The sequence below is a fragment of the Rhodococcus sp. ACS1 genome, from assembly GCF_002300155.1.
Lineage (GTDB): Bacteria > Actinomycetota > Actinomycetes > Mycobacteriales > Mycobacteriaceae > Rhodococcus_F > Rhodococcus_F koreensis.
The window spans coordinates 1,450,998-1,477,616 of sequence record NZ_NSDZ01000005.1; the positions used below are offsets into that span (position 1 = coordinate 1,450,998).

The 26,619-nt window shown below is 69.8% G+C and carries 1 protein-coding gene; it reads left to right on the forward strand.

The genetic code is table 11. The annotated features are described in order from the left end of the window. Positions 1–66: 66 nt before the first annotated feature. The gene (locus CJ179_RS27310) at positions 67–26,613 is read left to right on the forward strand and encodes a non-ribosomal peptide synthase/polyketide synthase (protein ID WP_095863431.1); all 26,547 of its coding nucleotides are present in this window, start codon (positions 67–69) and stop codon (positions 26,611–26,613) included. Positions 26,614–26,619: the final 6 nt, after the last annotated feature.

Consider the following 26,619-nt stretch of genomic DNA (forward strand, 5'->3'; position numbering starts at 1 on the left):
GCGAGTCAGGATCCGGACGCGCTCACGACGTCGACGGTCGGGGATACCGTACGGGGAGGACCCACCGTGAAGGCCCCAGACACGCGGAAGCCGGCTACACAGAATTCGGACGCGGACGCATTCCCGCTGTCCGCGGCGCAGCGTGCCACGTGGTTCGCGCAGCAACTCGACCCGGCGGTGCCCATCTCGGTGGCGCACTACGTGGAGTTGCACGGCAACCTCGACATCGACCTGCTGCGACGCGAGACCATCGTGGTTGCCCGCGAGTTCCAGTCGCCGTTCCTCAAGGTCGTCGAGGTCGACGGCAGGCCGATGCAGTACGTCGACCACACCACCGACACGTCCATCGAGTTCGTCGACTTTCGCGGCGACGACGACCCGGTCGCCGCCGCGCACGAATGGATGGACCGGGACTACCAGGCCCCACTCGATCTCGACGCCGATCGGCTGTTCGAGACGTCGATCCTGTGCGTGGGCGAGGCGCATTACCTGTGGTACAGCCGCATTCACCACGTCGCGCTCGACGGCTACGGTGCCATGACGCTGATCAACCGCATCGCGCACCGGTATTCGGCCACGGTCGCGGGTCGTGAACCGGATCCGAGCCGCGCCGCGACGCTGCGCGCACTGTACGACGTCGACGCCCTCTACCGGGCGTCCGATCGCTTCGTGGCCGATCGGGAGTACTGGGCCGAGCGAGTCGAGGGAATCGGCGGGTCGACGTTGGCCGACGCGCCCGCACCCGCACTCGCCAGGAGCACGGTCGAGAGCGTGCTGCTGTCCGAGGCGGCCGCGTCCGGCATCCAGAGTTCCGACAGCCAGGCGACCGCCGCGGCGGCCGTGACGATCATCGCGGCCTTCGCCTGCTACCTGTCGCGGGCCACGGCGAAAACCGAAGTCCTCGTGAACGTTCCGATGTCCGGGCGGACCACGTCGCTGCTGCGCAATTCCGGCGGGATGACGGTCAGCGTCGCACCGCTGCCGATCACCGTCGACGAGAGCGCAACGGTCGCGGAACTCGTGTCGCAGGTCAGGCGAGAGCTGATGGGCGCGTTGCGGCATCAGCGGTGCAGCGTCGAGGACATCCGCCGCGACGTCGGCGCGGGCGGTGTCGCGGAACTGCACGGACCCATGGTCAACGTCATGCTGTTCCACCAGGAGGTGGTGCTCGGCCCCCTGGTCGGCGAATACCACATCGTCACCTCGGGGCCGGTGGAAGACCTCCTGGTCAACGTGTATCCGAGCGGGACGCCGGCGGAGATCTTCGTCGATTTCCGGGCCAACCCGAACCGGTACGAGGATGCGGCGCTGCGCCGGCACCACCGGTACTTCGTCGAACTGCTGGAAGAATTCGTCTCGGCGGATCCACAGGCCCGGCTCGCGACCGTTCACGAGGCGACCGCTCGCGAAGGCGAGCGGCGGCGCCGCGAGGCGCACCACCTCGCGTACTGGACCGATCGGCTGTCGGGGATGCCCGAAGTGCTGAACCTGCCGTCCGATCGGGCCCGGCCGCCCGCGCAGTCCGGGAACACCGACCGCGTCGACGTCCCGATCGGAGCCCGGACCCACCGCGGGGTGCGGGCACTGGCAGACGAACACGGCACCACCGCGTTCACCGTTCTGCACGCGGCCGCGGCCGTGCTGCTGAGCCGGCTCTCCGGTGCGTCGGAGGTCGCGGTCGGAACGACGGCCACACTGGACCGGGGGCAGAACCTCGTCGTTCTCCGGACCCGCGCCGAACCGGACGCGACCTTCACGCAGCACCTCCGTCACGTTCGCGACGTCGACCGGGAGGCGTTCGAGCACCCCGACGTCCCGTTCGAGCAGGTGGTCCGGGCGCTCACGGTCCGCGAGTCGCCCGCATACTCGCCGATCGTCCAGGTGCTGTTCGACGGCGGGGACGCGGCCGAAACGGCCGTGATCGGCAGATTCGACCTCCGGGTGACCGCGGCGGAGACGTTCGACGCCGACGGCATCCCGACCGGCATCACGGTGACCCTCGCGTTCGCCACCGATCTGTTCGACCCCGGCACTGTTCGTCGACTCGGCGAACGATTGAGCCGAATCCTGCAGGCGGCCACCGGCGACCCCGATTCCGTCGTCGGCGACATCGACATCCTGTCCGACACCGAACGCGCCACCCTCGTCCCGGTGCCCGGCGCGCCCGGACGGCCGGGGCGCACGCTACCCGAATTGTTCTCGGCGGCAGCCAAAGCCAACCCCGCCGGTGCCGCGCTCTCGTATCTCGGAATCGACGTGACGTACCGGGAATTGGACGAGCGCTCCAACCAACTGGCCCGCGTCCTGATCGAACACGGCATCGGGCCGGAGAACGTCGTGGCGCTGGGCATGACCCGCTCGATCGAGTCGGTGCTGTCGATGCTGGCGGTCGCCAAGTCGGGTGCGGCGTTCCTGCCCGCCGACCCGAACTATCCGGCCGAACGGATCGAGCACATGCTCCACGATTCGGGCGCCGCGCTTTGTGTGACGGTGTCGGCAGTGCGGTCCCGGCTAGCAGGATCGGTGCCGTTGCTGGTGCTCGACGAGGACGCGTTCCGGTCGCACTGTGCGAGTCGGCCGGCCTCGGCCGTCACCGACGCCGACCGGGTTCGGCCCCTCCGCCCGGAGAATCCGGCCTACGTGATCTACACGTCCGGTTCGACGGGCAAGCCCAAGGGGGTCGTGGTCACCCACAGCGGCCTGGACAACTTCGCGGCCGAGCAACGCACCCGATCCGGTGCGACGCAGGCCTCCCGGATTCTGCACTTCTCCACACCGAGTTTCGACGCGTCCGTCTCCGAGTACCTGCACGTGTTCGCCGCCGCGGCAACGATGGTGATCGTGCCGCCCGCGATCTACGGCGGCGAGGAACTGTCCCGGTTCCTGCAGTCGGAGAGGGTCACTCACGGATTCGTCACCACCGCGGCGCTCGGCACCATCGAGCCGGACGGACTCTCCGACTTCCGGGACGTGGTGTTCGGCGGCGAGGCGTGCTCCCCGGAACTGGTGCAGCGGTGGGCGCCCGGCCGCCGGCTGTCCAATGCGTACGGGCCCACCGAGGCCACCGTCATGTCGAACATCAGCGCGCCGCTGTCCCCGGACGGCGCCGTCACGCTGGGCGGCCCGCTCCGCGGTTTCCGCGAGGTCGTGCTCGACGAACGGCTGACACCGGTGCCCGTCGGCGTGGCCGGAGAGTTGTACATCGCCGGCGACGCCCTCGCCCGCGGCTACCACGGCAGGTCGGCGCTCACGGCGGAACGGTTCGTGGCCGACCCGTTCGGCGGCCCCGGCGACCGGATGTACCGCACCGGCGACGTGGTGCGGTGGCGGCCCGACCGCACGCTGGAGTACTTGGGCCGCAGTGATTTCCAGGTTAAGGTGCGCGGCTTCCGCATCGAACTCGGCGAGATCGACACGGTCCTCCACACCCATCCACACGTGCGGACCGCGGTGACGATGCAGCGCACGGCACCGTCCGGAGACACGGTGCTCGTGTCGTACGTGCTGTCCGCCGCCGGGCAGCGGCTCACAGCGACCGAGTTGACGGACCATGCCGCACGGCGACTGCCGACGTACATGGTGCCTGCGGCGATCGTGATACTGGACGAGTTCCCGTTGACCCCGGGCGGAAAGCTCGATCGTGCGGCATTGCCCGCGCCGGAATTCCTGTCCGCGACCGCCGAATTCCGCGCTCCTGCCACCCCGGAGGAGCAGGCGGTGGCGCGGGTGTTCGCGGACGTCCTCGGCGTGGAGCGAATCGGCCTCGACGACAGCTTCTTCGACCTCGGCGGGAATTCGCTCGTCGCGACGAGGGTCGTCGCACGTGTGAATGCCGCACTCGGCGTCGAACTCGTGGTGCGGACTCTGTTCGAGGCGCCGACGGTGGAGGCATTGGCGGAACGCATCGGGAGTGCGCACGCGCGGCCCTCCGGCCGCCCGGACCTCGTCGCGCAGCAGCGCCCCGACCGGATCCCTCTCTCGCTTGCCCAGCAACGCCTGTGGTTCGTCAATCAGTACGACACCTCCTCGCCCGCCTACAACATCCCGATGGCGCTGCGCCTCAACGGAACCCTCGACGTGGACGCGCTCCGAACCGCGGTCGGGGACATTCTCGAACGACACGAATCGCTGCGCACGGTGTATCCGGCGTCGGTCGACGGACCGCATCAGGTGATTCAGCCGCTGGGCGAGATGATTCCGGATCTGGAGCCGAGAATTGTCGAGGACGAGGCGGCGTTGCGTGCGCGAATGGCCGAGTTGACCGCGCGGGGATTCGACGTGAGCACCGACGTGCCCGTGCGGGGCGCCCTGTTCCGCGCCGGCCGGGACGACCACGTTCTCGTGCTCGTGGTGCACCACATCTCGGCGGACGGAGCGTCGCTGGCTCCGCTCGCCCGCGATCTGATGGTGGCGTACTCGGCGCGGGTGCAGCAACAGCCGCCGGACTGGCGACCACTGCCGGTGCAGTACGCCGACTACAGCCTCTGGCAGAGGGCGGCCCTCGGCAGCGAAGACAATCCCGGCAGTGTGATGTCGGCGCAAGGGGCGTACTGGAAGCAGACGCTGTCCGGTCTGCCCGCCGCGATCGACCTTCCATTGGATCGACCGAGGCCCACCGACAGGGCGCTCCGCGGCGGGACCGTCCGGTTCACCGTGCCCGAGGACGACCACCGGGCGCTTCTCGCCCTGGCGCGGCAACACGATTCGACGATGTTCATGGTGACGCACGCGGCGCTCGCGGTGCTGACGGCCCGGTTGAGCGGGTCCGGAGACGTCGCGATCGGGACGCCGATCGCCGGGCGTGGCGAAGAAGCACTCGACGACGTCGTGGGGATGCTCGTCAACACCCTGGTCCTGCGCACAGCCGTCGACCCCGCAGCGGCGTTCGCCGACGTGCTGTCCCGGGTGCGGGAGGCGGATCTGGCGGCGTTCGGACACGCGGACGTGCCTTTCGAGAGTGTGGTGGACGCGGTCGCGCCGACCCGCTCGACCGCGTACTCACCGCTGTTCCAGATCTTGCTCGAGTTCCAGAACACCGCCCCGGTCCACGTGACCCTGCCGGGACTGACGGTGGAAACCGTCGACGTCGAACCCGGTGTCTCCAAGTTCGACCTGCAGTTGACGCTCACCGAGAAGTACGACGCGACGGGGACCGCAGCGGGCATCGACGCTTCGTTCACGTTCGCATCCGACGTGTTCGACCGGGCGACGGTGGTGGGGTTCGGGGAGCGGTTCGTCCGGATTCTCGAGACGATCGCCGGTGATCCGGGCACCGTGGTGGGGGATGTGGAGGTTCTGGGGGCGGGGGAGCGGGGGTTGGTGGTCGGGGCGTGGAATGCGACGTCGCATGTGGTGCCGGCTACCACTGTTGTGGAGTTGTTCGAGGCGCAGGTGGTGCGGTCTCCGGGTGCGCCGGCGGTGGTGTTCGAGGGTGGGGTGTTGTCGTATGGGGAGTTTGCTGCGCGGGTGCATCGGTTGGCGCGGTGGTTGATCGGGGGGGGGGTGGGTCCGGAGTCGTCGGTGGGTGTGGCGGTGCGGCGTTCGGTGGACATGGTGGTGGGGATCTATGCGGTGCTGGTGGCGGGTGGGGCGTATGTGCCGATCGATCCGGATCAGCCTTCGGAGCGGGTCGGGTATGTGGTGGGCACGGTTGCTCCGGTGCTGGTGTTGACGACGGCGGCGGATGTGGGGGTGTTCGCGGGGTCGGTTCGGGTGGTGGCGGTGGACACGCTGGATGTGTCGGGGTTGCCGGCGGGTCCGGTGGGGGTGGGGGAGCGGTCGCGGTTGTTGCCGGGTCATCCGGGGTATGTGATGTTCACGTCGGGGTCGACGGGTCGGCCGAAGGGGGTGTCGGTTCCGCATGGGGGGATTGTGAATCGGTTGTTGTGGATGCAGGATCGGTATCCGTTGCAATCCGATGATGTGGTGTTGCAGAAGACGCCGGTGACGTTCGATGTGTCGGTGTGGGAGTTGTTCTGGCCGTTGCTGTGTGGTGCGCGGTTGGTGATCGCCGCCCCGGACGGTCACCGTGATCCGGCATATCTTTCCGGACTGATCGTCGAACACCACGTGACCACAGTGCATTTCGTTCCCTCCATGCTGGCGGTGTTCACCGCCGAGCCGGCCGCGGCGCGCTGCACGAGCCTGCGGCAGGTGTTCGCCTCGGGTGAGGCGCTGCCCGCGCCGACGGCGTCGAGGATGCGGGCACTGATCCCCGAGGCCCGCATCCACAACTTGTACGGCCCGACGGAGGCTGCGGTGGATGTGACGTTCCACGAGGTCACGGGGTCGGATCGGGTGGTGGTGCCGATCGGGGTGCCGGTGTGGAATACGCAGACGTTCGTGTTGGATGGGCGGTTGCGGCCGGTGCCGGTGGGGGTGGCGGGGGAGTTGTATCTCGGGGGTGTGCAGTTGGCGCGGGGGTATGCGGGGCGGGCGGAGTTGACGGCGGATCGGTTCGTGGCGAACCCCTTCGGTGCAGGTGCTCGCTTGTATCGGACGGGGGATCGGGTTCGGTGGTTGCGGTCGGGGGAGTTGGAGTATCTGGGGCGTACGGATTTTCAGGTGAAGTTGCGGGGGCAGCGGGTCGAGCTGGGTGAGGTCGAGGCGGTGTTGCTGCGCCGGGTGGAGGTGGCGCAGGCGGTGGTGGTGCTGCGCGGGGACGGTGCGGCGGGGGAGTATCTGGCGGGGTATGTGGTGCCGGTGGTCGGGATGGTGGTGGACGAGTGGGTGGTGCGGGAGTCGGCGGCGACGGTGTTGCCGGGGTTCATGGTGCCGTCGGTGGTGGTGGTGTTGCCGGAGTTGCCGGTGACGGTGAACGGCAAACTCGATCGGAAGGCGTTGCCGACACCCGACTTCGGCAGCCCGACTGCCGGTTTCGTGGCCCCCCGAACCCCGATCGAAGAGATCGTGGCCGCCGTCTGCGCCGATCTGCTCGGACTCGACAGGGTGGGCGCGCATGACAGCTTCTTCGACCTCGGCGGGAACTCGCTGATCGCCACCCGGTTGGTGGCCCGGATCAATGCGGTCGTCGGGGACCGGATCGGACTGCGCGACGTGTTCGACGCCCCCACCGTCGCGGGTCTGGCGCTGCTGGCCGAGTCGCAGGAAGGGCTCGAGGCCCGCCCCCCGCTGAAACCGAGGGAGGGCACCGCGGAAGTTCCCGTGTCGCCGGCCCAGCAGCGCATGTGGTTCATCAACCAGTTCGACACCTCCTCCTCCGCCTACAACGTCGCGTTCGCGCTGAGACTCGAGGGCCGGCTCGACGTGCCCGCGCTGCAGGCGGCGGTCGCCGACGTCATCGAACGGCACGAGGCCGTGCGCACTGTCTTCCCCCTCACCGACGACGGCCCCCGCCAGGTGATCCTGCCCGCGGCGAGTGCGGTGCCCGACCTCACACCGGTTACTGTGTCGAGTGAAGCGGACCTCCGCGAACTATCGCTGACACTGCTGTCCGCCGGATTCGACGTCACCACGCAGGTGCCGCTGCGCGCGCGACTGTTCCGGCTCGGCGAGAACGTGCACGTGCTCGCGGTGGTGGTGCATCACATCGCCGCCGACGGCTTCTCGATGGCACCGCTGGCCCGGGACGTCATGGTCGCGTACGCGTCCCGAGCGAACGGTTCTGCCCCGGACTGGGCGCCCCTGGACGTGCAGTACGCCGACTACGCGCTGTGGCAGCGGGAGTGGCTGGGATCGGAATCCGATGGCAAGTCGCCCATTTCGCGGCAGCTCGCCTACTGGACCACGACGCTGTCGGACCTGCCCGAACTGCTGGAGTTGCCCACCGACCGTCCCCGGCCCGCCGTCCGGTCACTTCGCGGTGGCCACGTCGAATTCCTGATCGACCCGGACATTCATGCGGGCGTCGTGAGGTTGGCGCGGGAACAGACCACCACGGTGTTCATGACGTTGCATGCCGCGCTGGCGGTCGTGCTGGCACGCGTGAGCGGCGCGGACGACATCGCCGTCGGGACGCCGATCGCCGGTCGCGGCGAACGCGAACTCGACGACGTGGTCGGCATGTTCGTCAACACCCTCGTCCTGCGTACCCACGTCGACGGCGGCGCTACCTTCGCCGAGTTCCTCGGCCGTGTCAGGGAAACCGATCTGGGTGCCTTCACGCACGCGGAGGTTCCGTTCGAGCGGGTGGTGGAGGTCCTGAGCCCGTCCCGGGTGACGGCGTACGCGCCGCTGTTCCAGGTGATGCTCGAGTTCCAGGACATCGAGCGCCCCACGCTGGAATTGCCGGATCTGCAGGTCCGGAACATCGACTTCGAGATCGACACCGCCAACTTCGATCTGCAGTGGACCCTGGCCGAGAAGTTCGACGAGAACGGCAACCCGGCAGGCATCGCCGCGGGTCTCGGCTACGCGACCGACCTCTTCGACGAGGACACGGCGATCGGATTCGCGGAACGACTCGTGCGTATCCTCGCGGCGGTCACGGCCGACCCCGGCGCCCGGGTCGGCGACATCGACATCCTTGGATCCCTGGAGCGTGCCCTGCTCACCCCGGTGCCGGGTGGTGCGGCGGTCGCGCCGCGGACGCTGCCGGACCTGATGGCCGACGCGGTCGCGCACGATCCGGAGGCCACGGCGCTGATCTTCGCCGGGAGTTCGGTGCGGTACGCAGAACTCGACCGGCGTTCGAACCGCTTGGCTCGCATGCTGATCGAGCGCGGCATCGGACCCGAGTCGGTGGTCGCACTGTGCGTGCCGCGGTCCGTCGAATCGGTGGCGGCCGTCTGGGCGATCGCGAAGTCGGGGGCGGCCTTCCTCCCCGTGGACCCGAACCACCCGCCGGCGCGGATCGAGTACATGCTCACCGACTCCGGTGCCGTGTGCGGGCTGACGGGATCCGCGCAACGTGGCGTACTGCCCGACGTCGTGCCGTGGCTGGTGCTGGACGACCCGGATGTCGGCGACGATCTGTCGCACTATCCGGCGCCGGCGATCACCGACGACGACCGGATCGCGCCCATCCGGGCCGACAATCCGGCGTACCTCATCTACACGTCGGGGTCGACCGGCATACCCAAGGGCGTGATCACGACCCACCGCGGTCTCGCCGCCTTCGCGGCCCAGGAGAGGGAGACGTTCGGCACGACGCCCGAATCCCGGACCCTGCACTTCGCATCACCGAGTTTCGATGCGTCCGTCCTCGAACTGCTGCTGGCGGCCGGCGCGGCAGCGACGATGGTGATCGCACCGCCGTCCGTCTACGGGGGCGCCGAATTGGCGCAGTTGCTGGAATCCGAGCGGGTCACGCACTGCTTCGTCACTCCGGCGGCGCTCGCGTCGGTCGACCCCGCGGGTCTGACCGCCCTCGGGTGCGTCGTGACGGGCGGGGAGGCCTGTCCGCCCGAACTGGTCGCCCGGTGGGCGCCGGGCAGGCGCATGTTCAACGCGTACGGGCCGACCGAGACGACGGTCGTGTCGAGTATCAGCGACCAACTGGTGCCGGGCGAACCGGTCACCATCGGCACACCCACCCGCGGTTTCGCCGAGACCGTGCTGGACTCACGACTGCACCCGGTGCCTGCCGGTGTCGCGGGCGAGTTGTATCTCGCAGGTCCAGCCCTCGCGCGCGGATACCGCCGGCGGTTCCCGCTGACCGCCGAACGTTTCGTCGCCGATCCGTTCGGGCCACCGGGAAGCCGGATGTATCGCACCGGGGACCGGGCGCGCTGGCTTCCCGACGGCCAGTTGGAGTACCTCGGGCGGACCGATACCCAGGTGAAGATCCGGGGCTTCCGGATCGAACTCGGCGAAGTCGAGTCGGCGCTGCTCACCCACGACTCCGTCGCCCACGCGGCGGCGAGCGTGTGGAACGCCGACGGCGGAGGCGACCGGCTGATCGGGTACGTGGTGCCCGAATCCGGTGTGACGATCGATTCGCGGGTAGTCCTCGACTTCGTCGCCGGCCGGTTGGCGTCGTACATGGTCCCGGCCGCGCTGGTGGTACTCGACTCCCTTCCCCTGACGGTCCACGGAAAACTCGACCGCACAGCGCTTCCGGCACCCGACTTCACCGGATCCGGAAGCCGGCCGCCGCAGACCGAGACCGAGGAACTTCTCGCCGGACTGTTCGAGGACGTGCTCGGACTCGATTCGGTCGGCGGGGACGATTCGTTCTTCTCCCTCGGCGGCGACAGCATCCTGTCCATCCAGTTGGTGGCCCGAGCCCGGGCGGCCGGTGTGATCCTCTCTCCCCGAGACGTATTCGACCACCGAACCGTCACCGGCCTCGCCGCTGCCGCTCGATTCGACCGTGACGGCACGGTCGCTCTCGGCGAGTTGCCGGGCGGTGGCGTCGGCCCCCTGCCGCTGACACCCGTCGCGCGGTGGATGTTCGAGCGCAGCGGCGGACGGCTCGACCGGTTCTCGCAGGCGCTGCTGCTGGCGGCCCCCGCCGGTCTCACTCACGAGGTGCTCGTCGGCGCCGTCGAGGCGGTACTGGACCGGCACGACATGCTCCGGGCGCGGGTGTCCGCGGACGGCATGGACGTGCTGCCTGCGGGTTCGGTACGGGCGGACGTCCGCCGGGTGCCAGTCGACGCGGTGCGGGGCGAAGACTTCACCGCACTCGCCGGCGCCGAACTCGATGCCGCGGCCGACCACCTGGACCCGGCCGCCGCCCGCATGGTGCGGGTGGTCTGGTTCGACGTCCCGGACGACGTCGGGCGACTGCTCGTCGTGGTGCACCACCTCGTGGTCGACGGTGTCTCCTGGCGGATTCTCGTGGCGGACCTCGCGTCGGCCGCCGGCCGACTCCAGGCCGGTCTCACACCGGCGTTGCCGGCAGTCGGAACGTCGATGCGGCGCTGGTTGCACGGACTGGCCGACGCCGTGCGGACCCGGACGGGCGAACTCGCGTCGTGGGAGAAGATCCTCGACGGCCCCGATCCGCTGATCGGTTCGCGCCCCCTGGATCCCGCGATCGACGTCGCCGCGACGGTCGGCACCGTCACGGCCGACGTGCCGTCGGCGGTGACCGACGCCCTGCTCACCACGCTGCCGGACGCATTCCACGGGACTGTGGGCGACGGGTTGCTCACCGCGGTCGCCCTGGCACTGATCGCCTGGCGACGGGAACGCGGCGCCGCCGTGCCGGACACCCTGCTCACCCTCGAGGGCCACGGCCGCGAGGAGCAGATCGTCCCGGGCGCGGACCTCTCCCGCACCGTCGGGTGGTTCACCACCGTGTATCCGGCGCGGTTGGATCTCACCGGAATCGATGTCGACGACGCCCTGGCAGGCGGCGCCGCGGCGGAGCAGGCGGTCAAGACCGTCAAGGAACAGTTGCTCGCGATCCCGGACCACGGCATCGGCTTCGGACTGCTGCGCTACCTGGACGACGAGACGTCGGAGACACTCCGCCGATTCCGTTCTCCGCAAGTCGGTTTCAACTACCTGGGCCGGGTGACCGTCACCGGCGGAGGCGAGGACTGGCTGCCGGTGGAGAGCACACTCGGCGGCACCAGGAACCCCGACATGCCCGTCGAATCCGTGATCGACATCAACGCCTTCGTCTCCGACACCCCCGAGGGGCCCCGGCTACGGGCGTCGTTCGCGTTCCCGGCCGGCGTCCTCCACGAGACCGAGGTCGCAGCGTTCGCGGATCTGTGGCGCCGTGCACTGGAGGGTCTCGCCGCGCACACGGCACGACCCGATGCGGGCGGGCTGACACCGTCCGACCTTCCGCTGGTGCCGGCGAGCCAGAAGCAGATCGAACGCTGGGAGCAGCGGTTCCCGGCACTGCAGGACGTGTGGTCGCTGTCTCCGCTGCAGTCGGGGTTGCTGTTCCATGCCTCGCTGGCCGCGGAGTCGATGGACGTCTACACGGCGCAACTGCGGATCGACTTCGAAGGCGAGGTCGACGCGGCGCGCCTCCGTGCGGCCGCCGCCGCTCTGTTGGCTCGCCACGCGAATCTGCGGACCGCGTTCGTGTACGACGACGGGGTACCCGCGCAGGTCGTTCTCGACGCAGTGGAGGTGCCGTGGCGGGAGGTCGATCTCACCACTGCCGGGACTGAGACGGAACTCGCGCGACTGCTCGACGAGGACCGCAGTGCTCGATTCGATCTCGCCCGGCCGCCCCTGCTCCGGCTGACGCTGTTCCACACCGCACCAGGCAGATTCGTCCTCTCGATCACGAACCACCACATCATTCTCGACGGCTGGTCGATGCCGTTGCTGGTGCGGGAACTGCTGGTCCGGTATGCCGCCGACGGCGACCCGGCCGGGCTACCGGAGCCGCCCTCGTACCGCACGTACCTGGAATGGCTGGCGAACCGGGACGCGGAAGCGTCGGCCCGGGCCTGGGAACGAGCACTCGACGGTGTCGAGGAGCCGACGCTGGTCGCGCCGCACGCGTCCGCGGCGCTCTACGGTGTGCCCCACGAACTCGACGTCGACCTGCCCGCCGGGATTCTCGACGGACTCGCCGCCACAGCCGCAGGCATCGGCGTCACCATGAATACGGTGATCCAGGCAGCGTGGGGTGTGCTGTTGTCCCGGTTGGTCTCCCGCGAAGACTTGATCTTCGGCGCCACCGTGTCCGGTCGTCCGCCGCAACTGTCCGGTGTCGAGACCATGCTGGGCCTGTTCATCAACACGGTGCCGGTGCGAGTGCGGGTGGACCCGGACGAGACCGTCGCGGGACTGCTCGCCCGCCTGCAGGACGAGCAGATGTCCCTGCTCGACCACCATCACCTCGGCCTCGGCGACATCCAGTCGCGGGTGGGCCTGGGCAACCTGTTCGACACGCTGTCGGTGTTCGAGTCGTACCCGATCGACACGTCCGGACTGGACGAGAACACCGACATCGGCGGCGTGCGGGTGACCGGTCTCGATGCCCGCGACGCCACGCACTACCCGGTCACGCTGCTGACGATCGTCGAACCGAGACTGCGACTGAGTCTGCGCTACCAACCGGCGATCCTCGACCGGGCCACCGTCGCCCCGCTCGCCGACCGCCTGGTCCGGATTCTCGAGACGATCGCCGGTGATCCGGGCACCGTGGTGGGGGATGTGGAGGTTCTGGGGGCGGGGGAGCGGGGGTTGGTGGTCGGGGCGTGGAATGCGACGTCGCATGTGGTGCCGGCTACCACTGTTGTGGAGTTGTTCGAGGCGCAGGTGGTGCGGTCTCCGGGTGCGCCGGCGGTGGTGTTCGAGGGTGGGGTGTTGTCGTATGGGGAGTTTGCTGCGCGGGTGCATCGGTTGGCGCGGTGGTTGATCGGGGAGGGGGTGGGTCCGGAGTCGTCGGTGGGTGTGGCGGTGCGGCGTTCGGTGGACATGGTGGTGGGGATCTATGCGGTGCTGGTGGCGGGTGGGGCGTATGTGCCGATCGATCCGGATCAGCCTTCGGAGCGGGTCGGGTATGTGGTGGGCACGGTTGCTCCGGTGCTGGTGTTGACGACGGCGGCGGATGTGGGGGTGTTCGCGGGGTCGGTTCGGGTGGTGGCGGTGGACACGCTGGATGTGTCGGGGTTGCCGGCGGGTCCGGTGGGGGTGGGGGAGCGGTCGCGGTTGTTGCCGGGTCATCCGGGGTATGTGATGTTCACGTCGGGGTCGACGGGTCGGCCGAAGGGGGTGTCGGTTCCGCATGGGGGGATTGTGAATCGGTTGTTGTGGATGCAGGATCGGTATCCGTTGCAATCCGATGATGTGGTGTTGCAGAAGACGCCGGTGACGTTCGATGTGTCGGTGTGGGAGTTGTTCTGGCCGTTGCTGTGTGGTGCGCGGTTGGTGATCGCCGCCCCGGACGGTCACCGTGATCCGGCGTACCTCGAACGGGTGATCCGCGAGGAGTCGGTCACGACGGTGCATTTCGTGCCGTCGATGCTCGAGGTGTTCCTTGCGGGCGCGAACGTGGAGGGGTGCGGCGCGTTGCGCCGGGTGTTCACCAGCGGTGAGGCGTTGCCGTCGGCGACGGCGGCACGGTTGCGCGGGGTGAGCGGGGCGGAGCTGCACAACTTGTACGGCCCGACGGAGGCTGCGGTGGATGTGACGTTCCACGAGGTCACGGGGGCGGATCGGGTGGTGGTGCCGATCGGGGTGCCGGTGTGGAATACGCAGACGTTCGTGTTGGATGGGCGGTTGCGGCCGGTGCCGGTGGGGGTGGCGGGGGAGTTGTATCTCGGGGGTGTGCAGTTGGCGCGGGGGTATGCGGGGCGGGCGGAGTTGACGGCGGATCGGTTCGTGGCGAACCCCTTCGGTGCAGGTGCTCGCTTGTATCGGACGGGGGATCGGGTTCGGTGGTTGCGGTCGGGGGAGTTGGAGTATCTGGGGCGTACGGATTTTCAGGTGAAGTTGCGGGGGCAGCGGGTCGAGCTGGGTGAGGTCGAGGCGGTGTTGCTGCGCCGGGTGGAGGTGGCGCAGGCGGTGGTGGTGCTGCGCGGGGACGGTGCGGCGGGGGAGTATCTGGCGGGGTATGTGGTGCCGGTGGTCGGCATGGTGGTGGACGAGCGGGCGGTGCGGGAGTCGGCGGCGACGGTGTTGCCGGGGTTCATGGTGCCGTCGGTGGTGGTGGTGTTGCCGGAGTTGCCGGTGACGGTGAACGGCAAACTCGATCGGAAGGCGTTGCCGACACCCGACTTCGGCACGACCACCCGCGGATACCGCGCGCCGACGACACCCGCGGAGGAGGCGGTCGCGTCGGCCTTCGCCGCCGTCCTCGGAATCGACCGCGTCGGCGCCGACGACAGCTTCCTCGACCTCGGCGGAGATTCGCTCAGTGCCACCCGGGCGGTGGGGCGCATCAACAGCGCGCTGGACACCGACGTCGGTGTCGCGGCGCTGTTCGACGCACCGGTGGTGTCCGATCTCGCCGTCCGGATCGACTCGGAGATGATGACGAATTCCGTCTCTCCGGCGCTCACCGCGAGGCCGCGGCCCGAGCGGATTCCGCTGTCCCTCGCGCAGCAACGGATGTGGTTCGTCAACCAGTTCGACACCGCCTCGGCGGCCTACAACATCCCGGTCGCGCTGCAACTGGACGGGGCGCTCGATCTGGGTGCACTGCAAGCGGCACTCGGCGACGTCCTGGAGCGACACGAATCGCTGCGCACCGTGTTTCCCGGTTCCGCGGACGGACCCCGGCAGATGATCGCCTATTCCGCACTCGTCACCCCCGACCTCGATCCGATCCCGGTTTCCGAAGGTGCGCTCCGGGACTCCCTCGCCGCGCTCTTCGGCGTGGGATTCGATGTCACCGAGGACCTTCCGCTTCGCGTGCGGCTGTTGCGAGTCGCGCCCGAGCAGCACGTTCTCGCCCTCGTCGTGCACCACATCGCGGCCGACGGCTTCTCGATGGCCCCCCTGGCGCGGGACGTGATGCTCGCCTACACGGCACGCGCGCAGCAGCAGGCACCCGGCTGGGTGCCGCTGCCCGTGCAGTACGCCGACTACAGCCTGTGGCAGCGCGAGACTCTGGGCACCGACAAGCAGCCCGATTCGATGCTGTCCGGCCTGCTCGACTATTGGACCCGGACGTTGTCGGGCATCCCGGACGTGCTGCCGCTACCACTGGACCGGCCACGACCCGCGCAGCGGTCCCAGGTCGGGGCCGTCGTTCCGTTCGACATCCCACCGGACGTCCACCAGACCCTGGCCGACCTTGCACACCGGAGCAATTCGACGCTGTTCATGGTGGTGCACGCGGCCTTGGCCGTGCTGCTGACGAGGGTGTCGGGATCGGAAGACGTGGTGGTGGGTACCCCGATCGCGGGCCGCGGCCACGCCGCACTCGACGACGTCGTGGGGATGTTCGTCAACACGCTGGTACTCCGCACCCCGGTACCCGCGGGAACGTCGTTCGCCGAGTTGCTCACCGACGTGCGGTCGGTGGACCTCGGTGCGTTCGAGCACGCAGACCTGCCCTTCGAGCGGCTGGTCGACGAACTTGCACCCGAGCGGTCCACCGCGCACTCACCGCTCTTCCAGGTGTTGCTCGAATTCCAGAACGCCACCCGCACACACCTGGAACTGCCCGGGCTGACCGCCCGGTCGCTCGACGTCGATCTGGACGTCGCGAAATTCGATCTGCAGGTGAGCCTGGTGGAGCGCGTCGACGAGCAGGGCGTGCCCGTCGGGATCAGCGCCGGTGTCCGCTACGCGACGGACGTCTTCGATCGTGCGTCGGTGGAGGGTTTCGCGGAGCGCTTCGTGCGGGTGATCGAGGCCGTGACCACCGACCCGGCCGCGCCCGTCGGGGACGTCGACATCCTGGATGCGCCCGAACGCGAACTCGTGCTCGCCGCCGCGTATCGGCCGGGGACCGACGTCGCACCGCTGTCACTGGTCGATCTGTTCGATCGGGCGGTGGCGTCCGACGGCGAGGCCGTCGCGGTGCGCTGCGAAGGCTCGTCGGTGACGTACCGGGAACTCGACGAGCGGGCCAACCGGCTCGCCCGACTGCTGGTGGCGCGGGGAGCGGGCGCGGAAACACTGGTGGCGGTGGGGATGACGCGGTCGATCGACCTCGTCGCGGCGCTGGTGGCGGTGGTGAAGGCGGGCGCGGGCTACCTCCCGGTGGATGTGACCTCTCCTGCCGAGCGGTTGGCCTTCCTGCTCGGCGACGCCCGGCCGAAGTGTGTGCTCACCACCACCGCGGACGCCGAGACCTTCCGAGACTCCGGGGTGCCGGTGGTCGTGGTGGACGACCCCGCGACCGTGACTGCACTGCAGCAGCTGTCGCCCCTTCCGGTGACCGACGACGACCGTCGCACTCCGCTGCATCTGGACTCCGTGGCTTACGTGATCTACACCTCCGGTTCCACCGGGCAGCCGAAGGGCGTGCAGGTCTCGCACCGCAACGTCGTCACGCTGGTGGCAAACACGCAGACGCTGTTCGGATTCGGACCGGCCGATGTGTGGACCATGTTCCATTCCGCCGCATTCGACTTCTCGGTGTGGGAGATGTGGGGGGCACTTGCCCACGGCGGCCGGCTGGTGCTGGTGGACTACTTCACGGCGCGCTCACCCGAGATGTTCCTCGAACTTCTGCGCGAAGAACATGTCACGGTCGTCAATCAAACTCCCACCGCCTTCTACCAATTGGCGGAGGCGGATCGCCTCGCCGGCGGTCCCGCGCTGTCGCTGCGGTACATGATCTTCGGCGGGGAGGCCCTCGACTTCGGGCAACTGCGGCGCTGGTACGCCCGCCGGGGAGACACCGCGCCGGTCCTGGCGAACATGTACGGCATCACGGAAACGACCGTGCACGTCACCCACCTGCCGATCGACCGGGACCTCGTCGGGGACGCGTCCGGGTCTGTGATCGGCCGGGGTGTGCCCGGACTGCACGTGTACGTGCTCGACGGACGGCTCCACCCGGTGCCGCCGGGAGTGGCGGGGGAGATGTACGTCTCCGGGGCGCAGGTCTCGCGCGGCTACCTCGGCAGGCCCGCCCTCACGTCCGGCCGATTCGTTCCCGACCCGTTCGTGCCCGGGGCCCGGATGTACCGGTCCGGCGATCTGGGCAGGTGGAACGCGCACGGACAACTCGAGTACCTCGGCCGCAACGACCTCCAGGTGCAGGTGAAGGGCTATCGGATCGAACTCGGGGAGGTGGAGTCGGCCCTGCTCGCGATCGAGGGGGTGGCGCAGGCGGCGGTGACGGCGCGCGGCGACCGGTTGGTGGGGTACGTGGTGCCGGAGGCCGGCGTCGTGATCGACGCGGCCCTGATCGTCGACGCGGTCGCGGAGCGATTGGCCTCGCACATGGTGCCGGCCGCAGTGATGGTGCTCGATGCAATGCCGCTGACGGTGAATGGCAAACTCGATCGGAAAGCGCTGCCCGAACCGGACTTCGGGCAGCGAGTGACCGCGGGTCGCGGACCGGTCACCGAGACCGAACGGATCCTTGCCGGCCTGTTCGCGGAGGTCCTGGGCCTCGACTCGGTGGGTGTCGACGACTCGTTCTTCGCCCTCGGTGGCGACTCGATCATGTCGATCCAGCTGGTTACCCGCGCCAAGGCTGCGGGGGTACTGATCTCGCCGCGGGACGTGTTCGAGCGCAAAACCGTTGCCGGGCTTGCCGCGACGGCCGGCACGGACGACGAGGCGGTGGTTCTCGACGAATTGCCCGGGGGCGGGATCGGCGAGATCGTGCTGACGCCGATCGTGCGGTGGATGCTTGCCAGGGGCGGGGATTTCCGCCGTTACGCGCAGTCCGTGCTGTTCACGCTCCCGGCGACGATGACCGAAGGCACCCTGACGCAGGCCCTGCAGGCCGTGCTGGACAGGCACGATGTCCTGCGGGCGCGGTTGTACCGCACGTCCAGCGCCGAACCGGGATGGTCGATGGAGGTACAGGGGGAAGGGTCGGTGCGGGCGGCGACCGTGCTGCGCCGGGGCCGGGCGGACGAGATCGGCGCCGAATTCGACAGCGCTCTTGATCGGCTCGACCCGGAGTCGGGCGTGATGATACAGGCGGTCTGGTTCGACGAGGCCGAACGGCCGGGGCGCGTGCTGATCGTCGCGCATCACCTGGCGATGGATGGGGTGTCCTGGCGGATCCTGATCCCCGACCTCGCTGCGGCGTGCGCGCAACTGCAGTCCGGCAGCCCACCGGCGCTGGAGCGGCAGGGGACGTCGATGCGCAGGTGGGCGCACGGGCTCGCCGACGCCGCGCGTGAGCCCCGGCGCGCCGCCGAACTCGACGTGTGGCGCGCGATGCTGGACGCACCCGACCCGTTGCTGGGGTCGCGTCCGTTGACCGCGTCGGACACCGCCGCCACCGCCGCGGACCTCGCGGTGCGTGTTCCTGCCTCGCTGACCGAGACTTTGTCGACGACCGTGGCGCGGGCGTTCCACGGCAGCGTCGCCGATGCCCTGCTGACCGCGCTGACGATGGCGCTGACGCGATGGCGGCGACACCGCGGCATCGACCTTCCCGGCGCGCTGGTCGGGCTCGAAGGCCACGGTCGTGAAGAGCAGGTGGTGCCCGGCGCCGATCTCGCGCACACCATCGGCTGGTTCACCACGATCTTCCCGGTGCGACTCGATCTCGCCGGGGTGGACCTCGCCGACGCGTTCGCCGCGGGTCCGTCCGCGGGAGCCGCGCTCAAGTCCGTGAAGGAGCAACTCCGCGCCGTTCCCGACCACGGCATCGGGTTCGGGCTTCTCCGGTACCTGAACGACGAGACGGCGCAGTCTCTTTCGCCGCTGCCGACTCCCCAGATCAGCTTCAACTACCACGGCAGAATGGGCGGAACCGCCACGGAGACCGCGGAGGGGTGGGTGCCGGTCGACGAACCCCGACTGCGCGAGAACCCGGCCGTCCCGGTCGCGGCCGTCGTCGACATCAATGCAATGACCGTCGACTCGGGCGACGGCCCCCGGCTGAGTTCCACGTGGACCTACCCGCCGGAGGTCGTCACCCGCGCGGAGATCGAGGAACTCGCGCAGCTGTGGCTGCAGGCCCTCGCCGCCCTCGGAACCCACGCGGAGTCGGGCGGCACCGGGTTCACGCCGTCGGACCTCGATCTCGTCGCACTGCGACAGGACGCGATCGAGTCGCTCGAAAGCCGTTGCCCGGACCTGACGGACGTATGGCCGTTGTCGCCGCTGCAGTCCGGCATGCTCTTCCACGCCGAACTCGCCGACGACTCCCTCGACGCCTACCTGGTGCAGGTGAGCCTCCAACTCGACGGCGCCGTGGATCCGCGTCGACTGCGCCGCGCGGCCGATGCGCTGCTGGCCCGGCACGACAACCTGCGCGCCGGCTTCCTCCGCGACGCCGAGGGCAACGCCGTACACGTGATCCGGCGACGGGTGCAGGCGCCCTGGCACGAGATCGACCTGACGGCTCTGGGCGTAGACGCCGCCGAGTCCGAGATCACGAGGTTGCTGGCCGAGGACCGGGTGCGCCCGTTCGACATGACGCGCGCCCCGCTGATCCGGTTCATGCTGATCGCGACCGGGCCGAACCGGTACCGGCTGGTGTCGACGAACCATCACATCCTGCTCGACGGCTGGTCGATGCCGTTGCTGATCCGGGAGTTGCTGACGCTGTACGCCACCGACGGGGACGCGTCGCCGCTACCTCGTGTGCGCGCATACCGCGACTATCTGGCGTGGATGACCCGCCGCGATCAGGACGCCTCCCGGGAAGTCTGGGCCCGGGCTCTCGCCGGCGTGGAGGGGCCGACGTTGCTGGCCCGCTCGGATCCGGGACGACGGCTGTCCACGATTTCAGACGAGTTCGTGTTCGACCTCGACGAGGAGCGCACCGCCCTGTTGCGGGACGTCGCGCGTTCGCGAGGGCTGACCGTCAACACCCTCGTCCAGGTGGCGTGGGGGATCGTGCTGGGTGCGTTGACCGCCCGCGACGACGTGCTGTTCGGTGCCACCGTGTCGGGGCGGCCGCCCGAGTTGGCGGGTATCGAGACGATGGTCGGGCTGTTCATCAACACCCTGCCCGTCCGGATCAGGCTGCGCCCCGACGACACGGTGGGTGCCCTGCTGGAGCGCGTGCAGGCCGAGCAGGCGGCGCTGCTGGATCATCACTACCTGGGCCTGTCCGAGATTCAGGGCGCGGCGGGGCCGGAGGTCGGGTTCGACACGTTGACCGTGTTCGAGTCGTACCCCGTCGACCGCGCCGGGCTCACCACCGACACCGACATCGCAGGCCTGCGCGTCACCGGGGTGGACGCGCGGGACGCCGCCCACTACCCACTCAGCCTGGTGGCGTCGGTCGACGCCCGGCTGCACCTGAAATTCGAGTACCTCCCGGACGTGTTCGACGCAGACACCGTCGCCGACGTCGCCGGGCGGGTGCTCCGGGTGCTCGATGCCTGCACCCGTCCGGACCGGCCGCTGGCCGCACTGTCGCTGCTGACGGGCCGGGAGCGCGCCGAACTGGTGCCGGTCCGCGGCCGTCCGGGCGGATCGACCCGCACACTGCCGCACATCCTCGAGGAGGGCGCCGCGCTCGACGCGCACGCGGTCGCCCTGTCCTACGAGGACGTCGACGTGACGTACGGTGAGCTGGACGAGCAGTCGAACCGTCTGGCCCGCGCCCTCATCGCACGCGGGGCGGGCCCGGAAACGTTCGTGGCCATCGGGATTTCGCGGTCCCTCGACTCGGTGCTGTCGGTGTGGGCGGTGGCGAAGACCGGTGCGGCGTTCGTGCCGATCGACCCGAACTACCCCGACGAGCGCATCACCCACATGCTCGTCGATTCCGGAGTCACGCTCGGCCTGACCACGACCGGGCACCGAGACCGGCTCCCGGGGGACGCGCAGTGGCTGCTGCTCGACGAACCCGGCTTCGCGGTCGAATGCGCCGAGCGTCCGGGGGCACCCGTGACCGACGCCGACCGGAGCGGTTCGGTCACGCTGGACACCGCCGCGTACGCCGTCTACACGTCGGGGTCCACGGGCCTGCCGAAGGGTGTGGTGGTCACCCACCGCGGTCTGGACAATTTCGCCCGCGATCAACTCGAACGTTTCCGTGCGACACCGCAATCCCGGACACTGCACTTCTCCACGCCGAGCTTCGACGGGTCGGTCTTCGAGTATCTCCAGGCGTTCGGCGCCGGCGCGACGATGGTGATCGCGCCGCCCACCGTGTTCGGCGGCGACGAACTCGCGCGGCTGCTGGCCGACCGGAACGTCACCCACGCCTTCATCACCACGGCCGCGCTGGCGTCGCTCGACCCTGCCGGGCTGACGCACCTGACGGACCTGGTGTTCGGCGGGGAGGCGTGCCCACCCGAACTCGTCGCCCGCTGGGCGCCCGGCCGCCGCCTGTACAACGCGTACGGGCCGACCGAGACCACGATCATGTCCAACATCAGCGCACCGATGGTCCCGGGGGAACCGATCACCATCGGCGGGCCGATCCGCGGCGCGACGGAACTGGTGCTCGACACCCGGCTGCAACCGGTCCCCGTCGGTGTTGCCGGCGAGTTGTACCTCGCCGGGGCGGGTCTGGCCCGCGGCTACCACCGCAGGCAGGCACTGACCGCCGAACGGTTCGTCGCCGACCCGTTCCGGCCCGGTGAGCGGATGTACCGCACCGGCGACATCGTGCGGTGGACGCCGGACCACAGCATCGAGTACGTGGGCCGCACTGACTTCCAGGTCAAGGTCCGCGGCTTCCGCATCGAACTCGGCGAGATCGACGCCACGCTGATGTCGGAGCCGAACGTCGGATTCGCGGCCACGCTCGCGCACCGCGGGCCCGCGGGCGACACTCTGCTCGTGTCCTACGTCGTACCGTCGTCGGGCGGCTCCCTCGACACCGCCGAACTCACCCGGCACGTGGCGGACCGATTGCCGCCGCACATGGTGCCCACCTCGATCACGGTGCTGGAGCGCATTCCGCTGACGGCTGTCGGCAAGCTGGACCGCTCGGCGCTGCCGGAGCCCGACCTGCTGTCCGGGGCAGGGCACTACCGGGTCCCGGCCGGCCCGATCGAGGAAACGGTGGCCGGTGTCTTCGCGGATGTGCTCGGACTGGCGCGGGTCGGCGCCGACGCCGATTTCTTCGACCTCGGCGGCAACTCCCTGAGCGCCACCCGGGTCACGGCGCGGTTGCGCGCGCTGCTCGGCACCGACTGTGGTGTGCGGGACCTGTTCGAGGCGCCCACGGTCGCGGCGCTGGCGGCCCGGATCGAGCAGTCCGGGGCGGAGACGGCCGGCCGCCCGGTACTCGGGGCCCGCACGCGGCCCGACGACATTCCGCTGTCGTTCGCGCAGCAGCGGATGTGGTTCGTCAACCAGCTCGACACCACCTCGGCGGCCTACAACATCCCGATCGTGGTGACATTGAGTGGGGATCTCGATGTGGGAGCGCTGAACTCGGCGCTCACCGACGTCCTCGTCCGGCACGAGTCGCTGCGCACGATGTTCCCGGTCCGCGGGGACTGGCCGGTTCAGCAGATCCTGCCCGCCGCCGGTGCGGTGCCCCCGCTGGTCCCCGCCCCCGTCGCGGAAGAGCACCTGCGGGACGAGGTGTCCCGGCTCGTCTCCGCGGGTTTCGATGTGACCGTGGAGCTTCCGCTGCGGGCCGGGCTGTATTCGCTGAGCACTACCGAGCACGTCCTCGCCGTGGTGGTGCACCACATCTCGGCGGACGGGTTCTCGATGGGGCCGCTGGTGCGCGACGTGATGGCGGCGTACGGCGCCCGCGTGTCCGGCGGCGCGCCCGACTGGACACCGCTTCCGGTGCAGTACGCCGATTACGCCCTGTGGCAGCGGGAACTCCTCGGTTCGGACGACGACCCCGAGTCGCTGCTGTCGAGGCAGCTCGACTACTGGACGACCGCGCTGGCGGGTACCCCCGACCTCCTGGAACTGCCCACCGATCGGGATCGGCCGTCGCAGCAGTCCTTCCGCGGTGCGCGCATCCACTTCTCCGTCGACACCGACCTGCATCGACGCATCCGGGAGCTGTCTCGACGCCTCGGCTCCACCGAGTTCATGACCGTGCACGCCGCCCTGGCGGTGTTGCTCAGTCGGCTCGGCGGCACCGCGGACGTCGCCGTCGGCACCCCGATCGCCGGCCGGGGAGACCCCGCCGTCGACGGTCTGATCGGCATGTTCGTGGGCACGCTCGCGCTCCGCACCCGGGTGGACGCGGCCGCGTCGTTCACTGCCCTGGCCGCGCACTGCCGGGACGTCGACCTCGGGGCGTTCGCACATGCCGACGTTCCGTTCGAGCGGGTGGTGGACGCGGTCGGGCCGACCCGCTCGACGGCGTACGCGCCGCTCGTCCAGGTCTCGCTGGAATTTCAGAACAACGAGCGACCGGTCCTGACGCTGCCGGGGCTGGACGTCCGCGGCATCGACTCCGGGCTCGCCGTCGTCAAGGTGGATCTCGAATTCCTGCTGGCGGAGGAGTTCGACGCGGACGGTGCGCCGGCGGGGATGACCGGCGCCGTCGATTTCGCCACCGACCTCTTCGACGCAGGCACCGTCCGCGGGTTCGCCGACCGGTTCGTGCGGATCCTCGACGCCGTCACGGCGAACCCCGACCGGCCGGTCGGCGACCTCCCGCTGCTCGACGAGGCGGAGCTGAAGGCAATGGCGCCTGCCCGCGGCGAGCCGGACGTGCGAGCGCAGTTGTGGCCCGACCTGCTCACCGCTGCCGCCGCATTCGACCCCGATTCGGTGGCCCTGTCCTACGAGGACCGGCGGGTCAGGTACCGCGAACTCGACGAGTGGTCCAATCGGTGGGCGCGGGTCCTGCGCGGCCGTGGGGTGGGGCCGGAGACGTTCGTGGCCGTCGGAATGCCCCGCTCGATCGAGTCGGTGGTCGCGATCTGGTCGATCACCAAGGCCGGTGCGGCGTTCGTGCCCGTCGACCCCACGTATCCGCGCGAGCGCATCGACTACATGCTCACCGATTGCCGGGCCGCACTCGGCCTCACCGTGAGAAGTCGCCGCGGCGACCTGCCGGACACCGTCCCGTGGCTGATCCTCGACGACGAGGGGGCCGCTGCGCAGGTGGCAGCGGTGTCACCCGCACCGGTCACCGACGAGGATCGGACGAGTCCGTTGCACCTCGCGCACCCGGCCTATCTCATCTACACGTCGGGGTCGACCGGACGACCGAAGGGCGTCACCGTCACCCACCGGGGGATGGCCGACTTCACCGCGGAGACGCACGAACGGTTCCAGGTCACCCACGAGTCCCGGGTGTCGCAACTGGCGTCCCCGAGTTTCGACGCCTCCGTGTTCGAACTGATGATGGCGTTCAGCGCGTCGGCGCAGGTTGTGATCGTGCCGCCCGCCGTCCTCGGGGGCAGCGAGTTGGCGGACCTGTTCCGTCGCGAGCGCGTGACCCACGCGACCATCACCCCGACCGCGCTGGCGGCGCTCGACAACGACGGACTCGATTCGCTCCGCGTCCTCGACCTGGTGGGCGAGGCGTGCCCGCCGGAGGTGGTCGCGCGGTGGGCGCCGGGCCGGAGCCTGCACAGCGGGTACGGACCCACGGAGACCACCATCCAGGCGAGTGTCAGCGCCCCGATGCGTCCCGGCGAGGGTGTGAACATCGGTTCGCCCGCAGTGGGATTCGCGTTCCTCGTTCTCGACGAGCGGCTGCAGCCCGTGCCTGCCGGGGTGCCCGGCGAGTTGTACACCGGGGGGCCGGGCATGGCGCGCGGGTACCACGACCGGCCTGCGCTCACCTCGGAACGATTCGTGGCCTGCAATTTCGGGGAGCCGGGGTGCCGGATGTACCGGACCGGCGACGTGGTGCGCTGGAGACGTGACCACACCCTGGAGTACCTGGGCCGCAGCGACTTCCAGGTCAAGGTCCGTGGCTTCCGCATCGAACTCGGGGAGATCGACGCCGTGCTCGGCAGGCACCCGGCGGTGGCGTTCGCCGCCACCGTCGGTCACACCGGCCCGTCCGGCGACACCGTGCTCGCCTCGTATGTGCGGGTTCAGGACGGACAGGAGGTCGAGCCCGCCGGACTGCGCACCTACGCGTCCGAGCGCCTGCCCGCTCACATGGTGCCGTCCGCGGTGGTCGTACTCGATCGGATACCGATGACCCCGGTGGGCAAGCTCGACCGGAAGGCGTTGCCTGCCCCCGAGTTCGGTTCGACCGGCGCCGCGTTCCGGGCCCCGGCCACGGACACCGAACGCATCGTCGTGGACGTCTTCGCGTCGGTTCTCGGGGTGGACCGGGTGGGCACCGCCGACAGCTTCTTCGATCTCGGCGGAAACTCCCTCCTCGCCACCCGGATCGTCAGCGCACTGCAGGCCGAACTGGATCGGCGGGTTCCGCTGCAATGGATGTTCCTCGACCCGACCCCGGCGGGGATCGCAGGCCGACTCGACCTTCCGCACCGGAGCGCCGGTCTGGAAGAGGCGCTCGCCGTCGTGATTCCGCTGCGGGCGCAGGGCAGCGGCAGGCCGCTGTTCTGCGTGCATCCGGGAATCGGGCTGTCCTGGGGGTACGCCGGTCTGGTGCAGTACCTCCCGCCGGACCGGCCCGCGTACGGGCTGCAACTGCCCACGATCAGCGGCGGCGGCGACTACCGGACGATCGAGCAGCTGGCGCACCGCTACATCGAGGAGATGCGGGCCATCCAGCCCACCGGCCCGTACGACCTGCTCGGCTGGTCGCTCGGTGGCGTCATCGCGCACGCCATGGCCGTCGAACTGCAGACGGCGGGCGAGGAGGTCGGCACCCTGGCCGTCATGGACAGCTACCCCGTGGGTGGCGAGGAGCCGCCGTCCGGCAGGCTGGACGTCCGGGAACTCCTGCGTGGGCTGGGACTGCAGGCCGACCCGGACGCCGAGATGACCTACGAGCACGCGGCCCGGTTGATCGACGAGTCGTTCGGCGCCGAGACCGGCGTGCGGGGACGCGACCTCGAACGGATCTCCGCCGGCTACGAGAACTCCCGGTGGCTCGCGCATCACTTCGTGCCCCGGGCCTACGACGGGGACCTGCTCGTCTTCCACGCCACCCGCGACGGGGACGGGACCGGCCCTGCGCACTCGGCGGACGAATGGCGGCCGCTCGTCACCGGCCGGATCGACGAGCAGCCCGTGGACTGCGGGCACAACGCCATGATCGAGCCGCAGTCCCTCGCCGTCATCGGGCCGGTGCTCTCGCGCGTGCTCTCCGACCGCTCGTGACCCGGG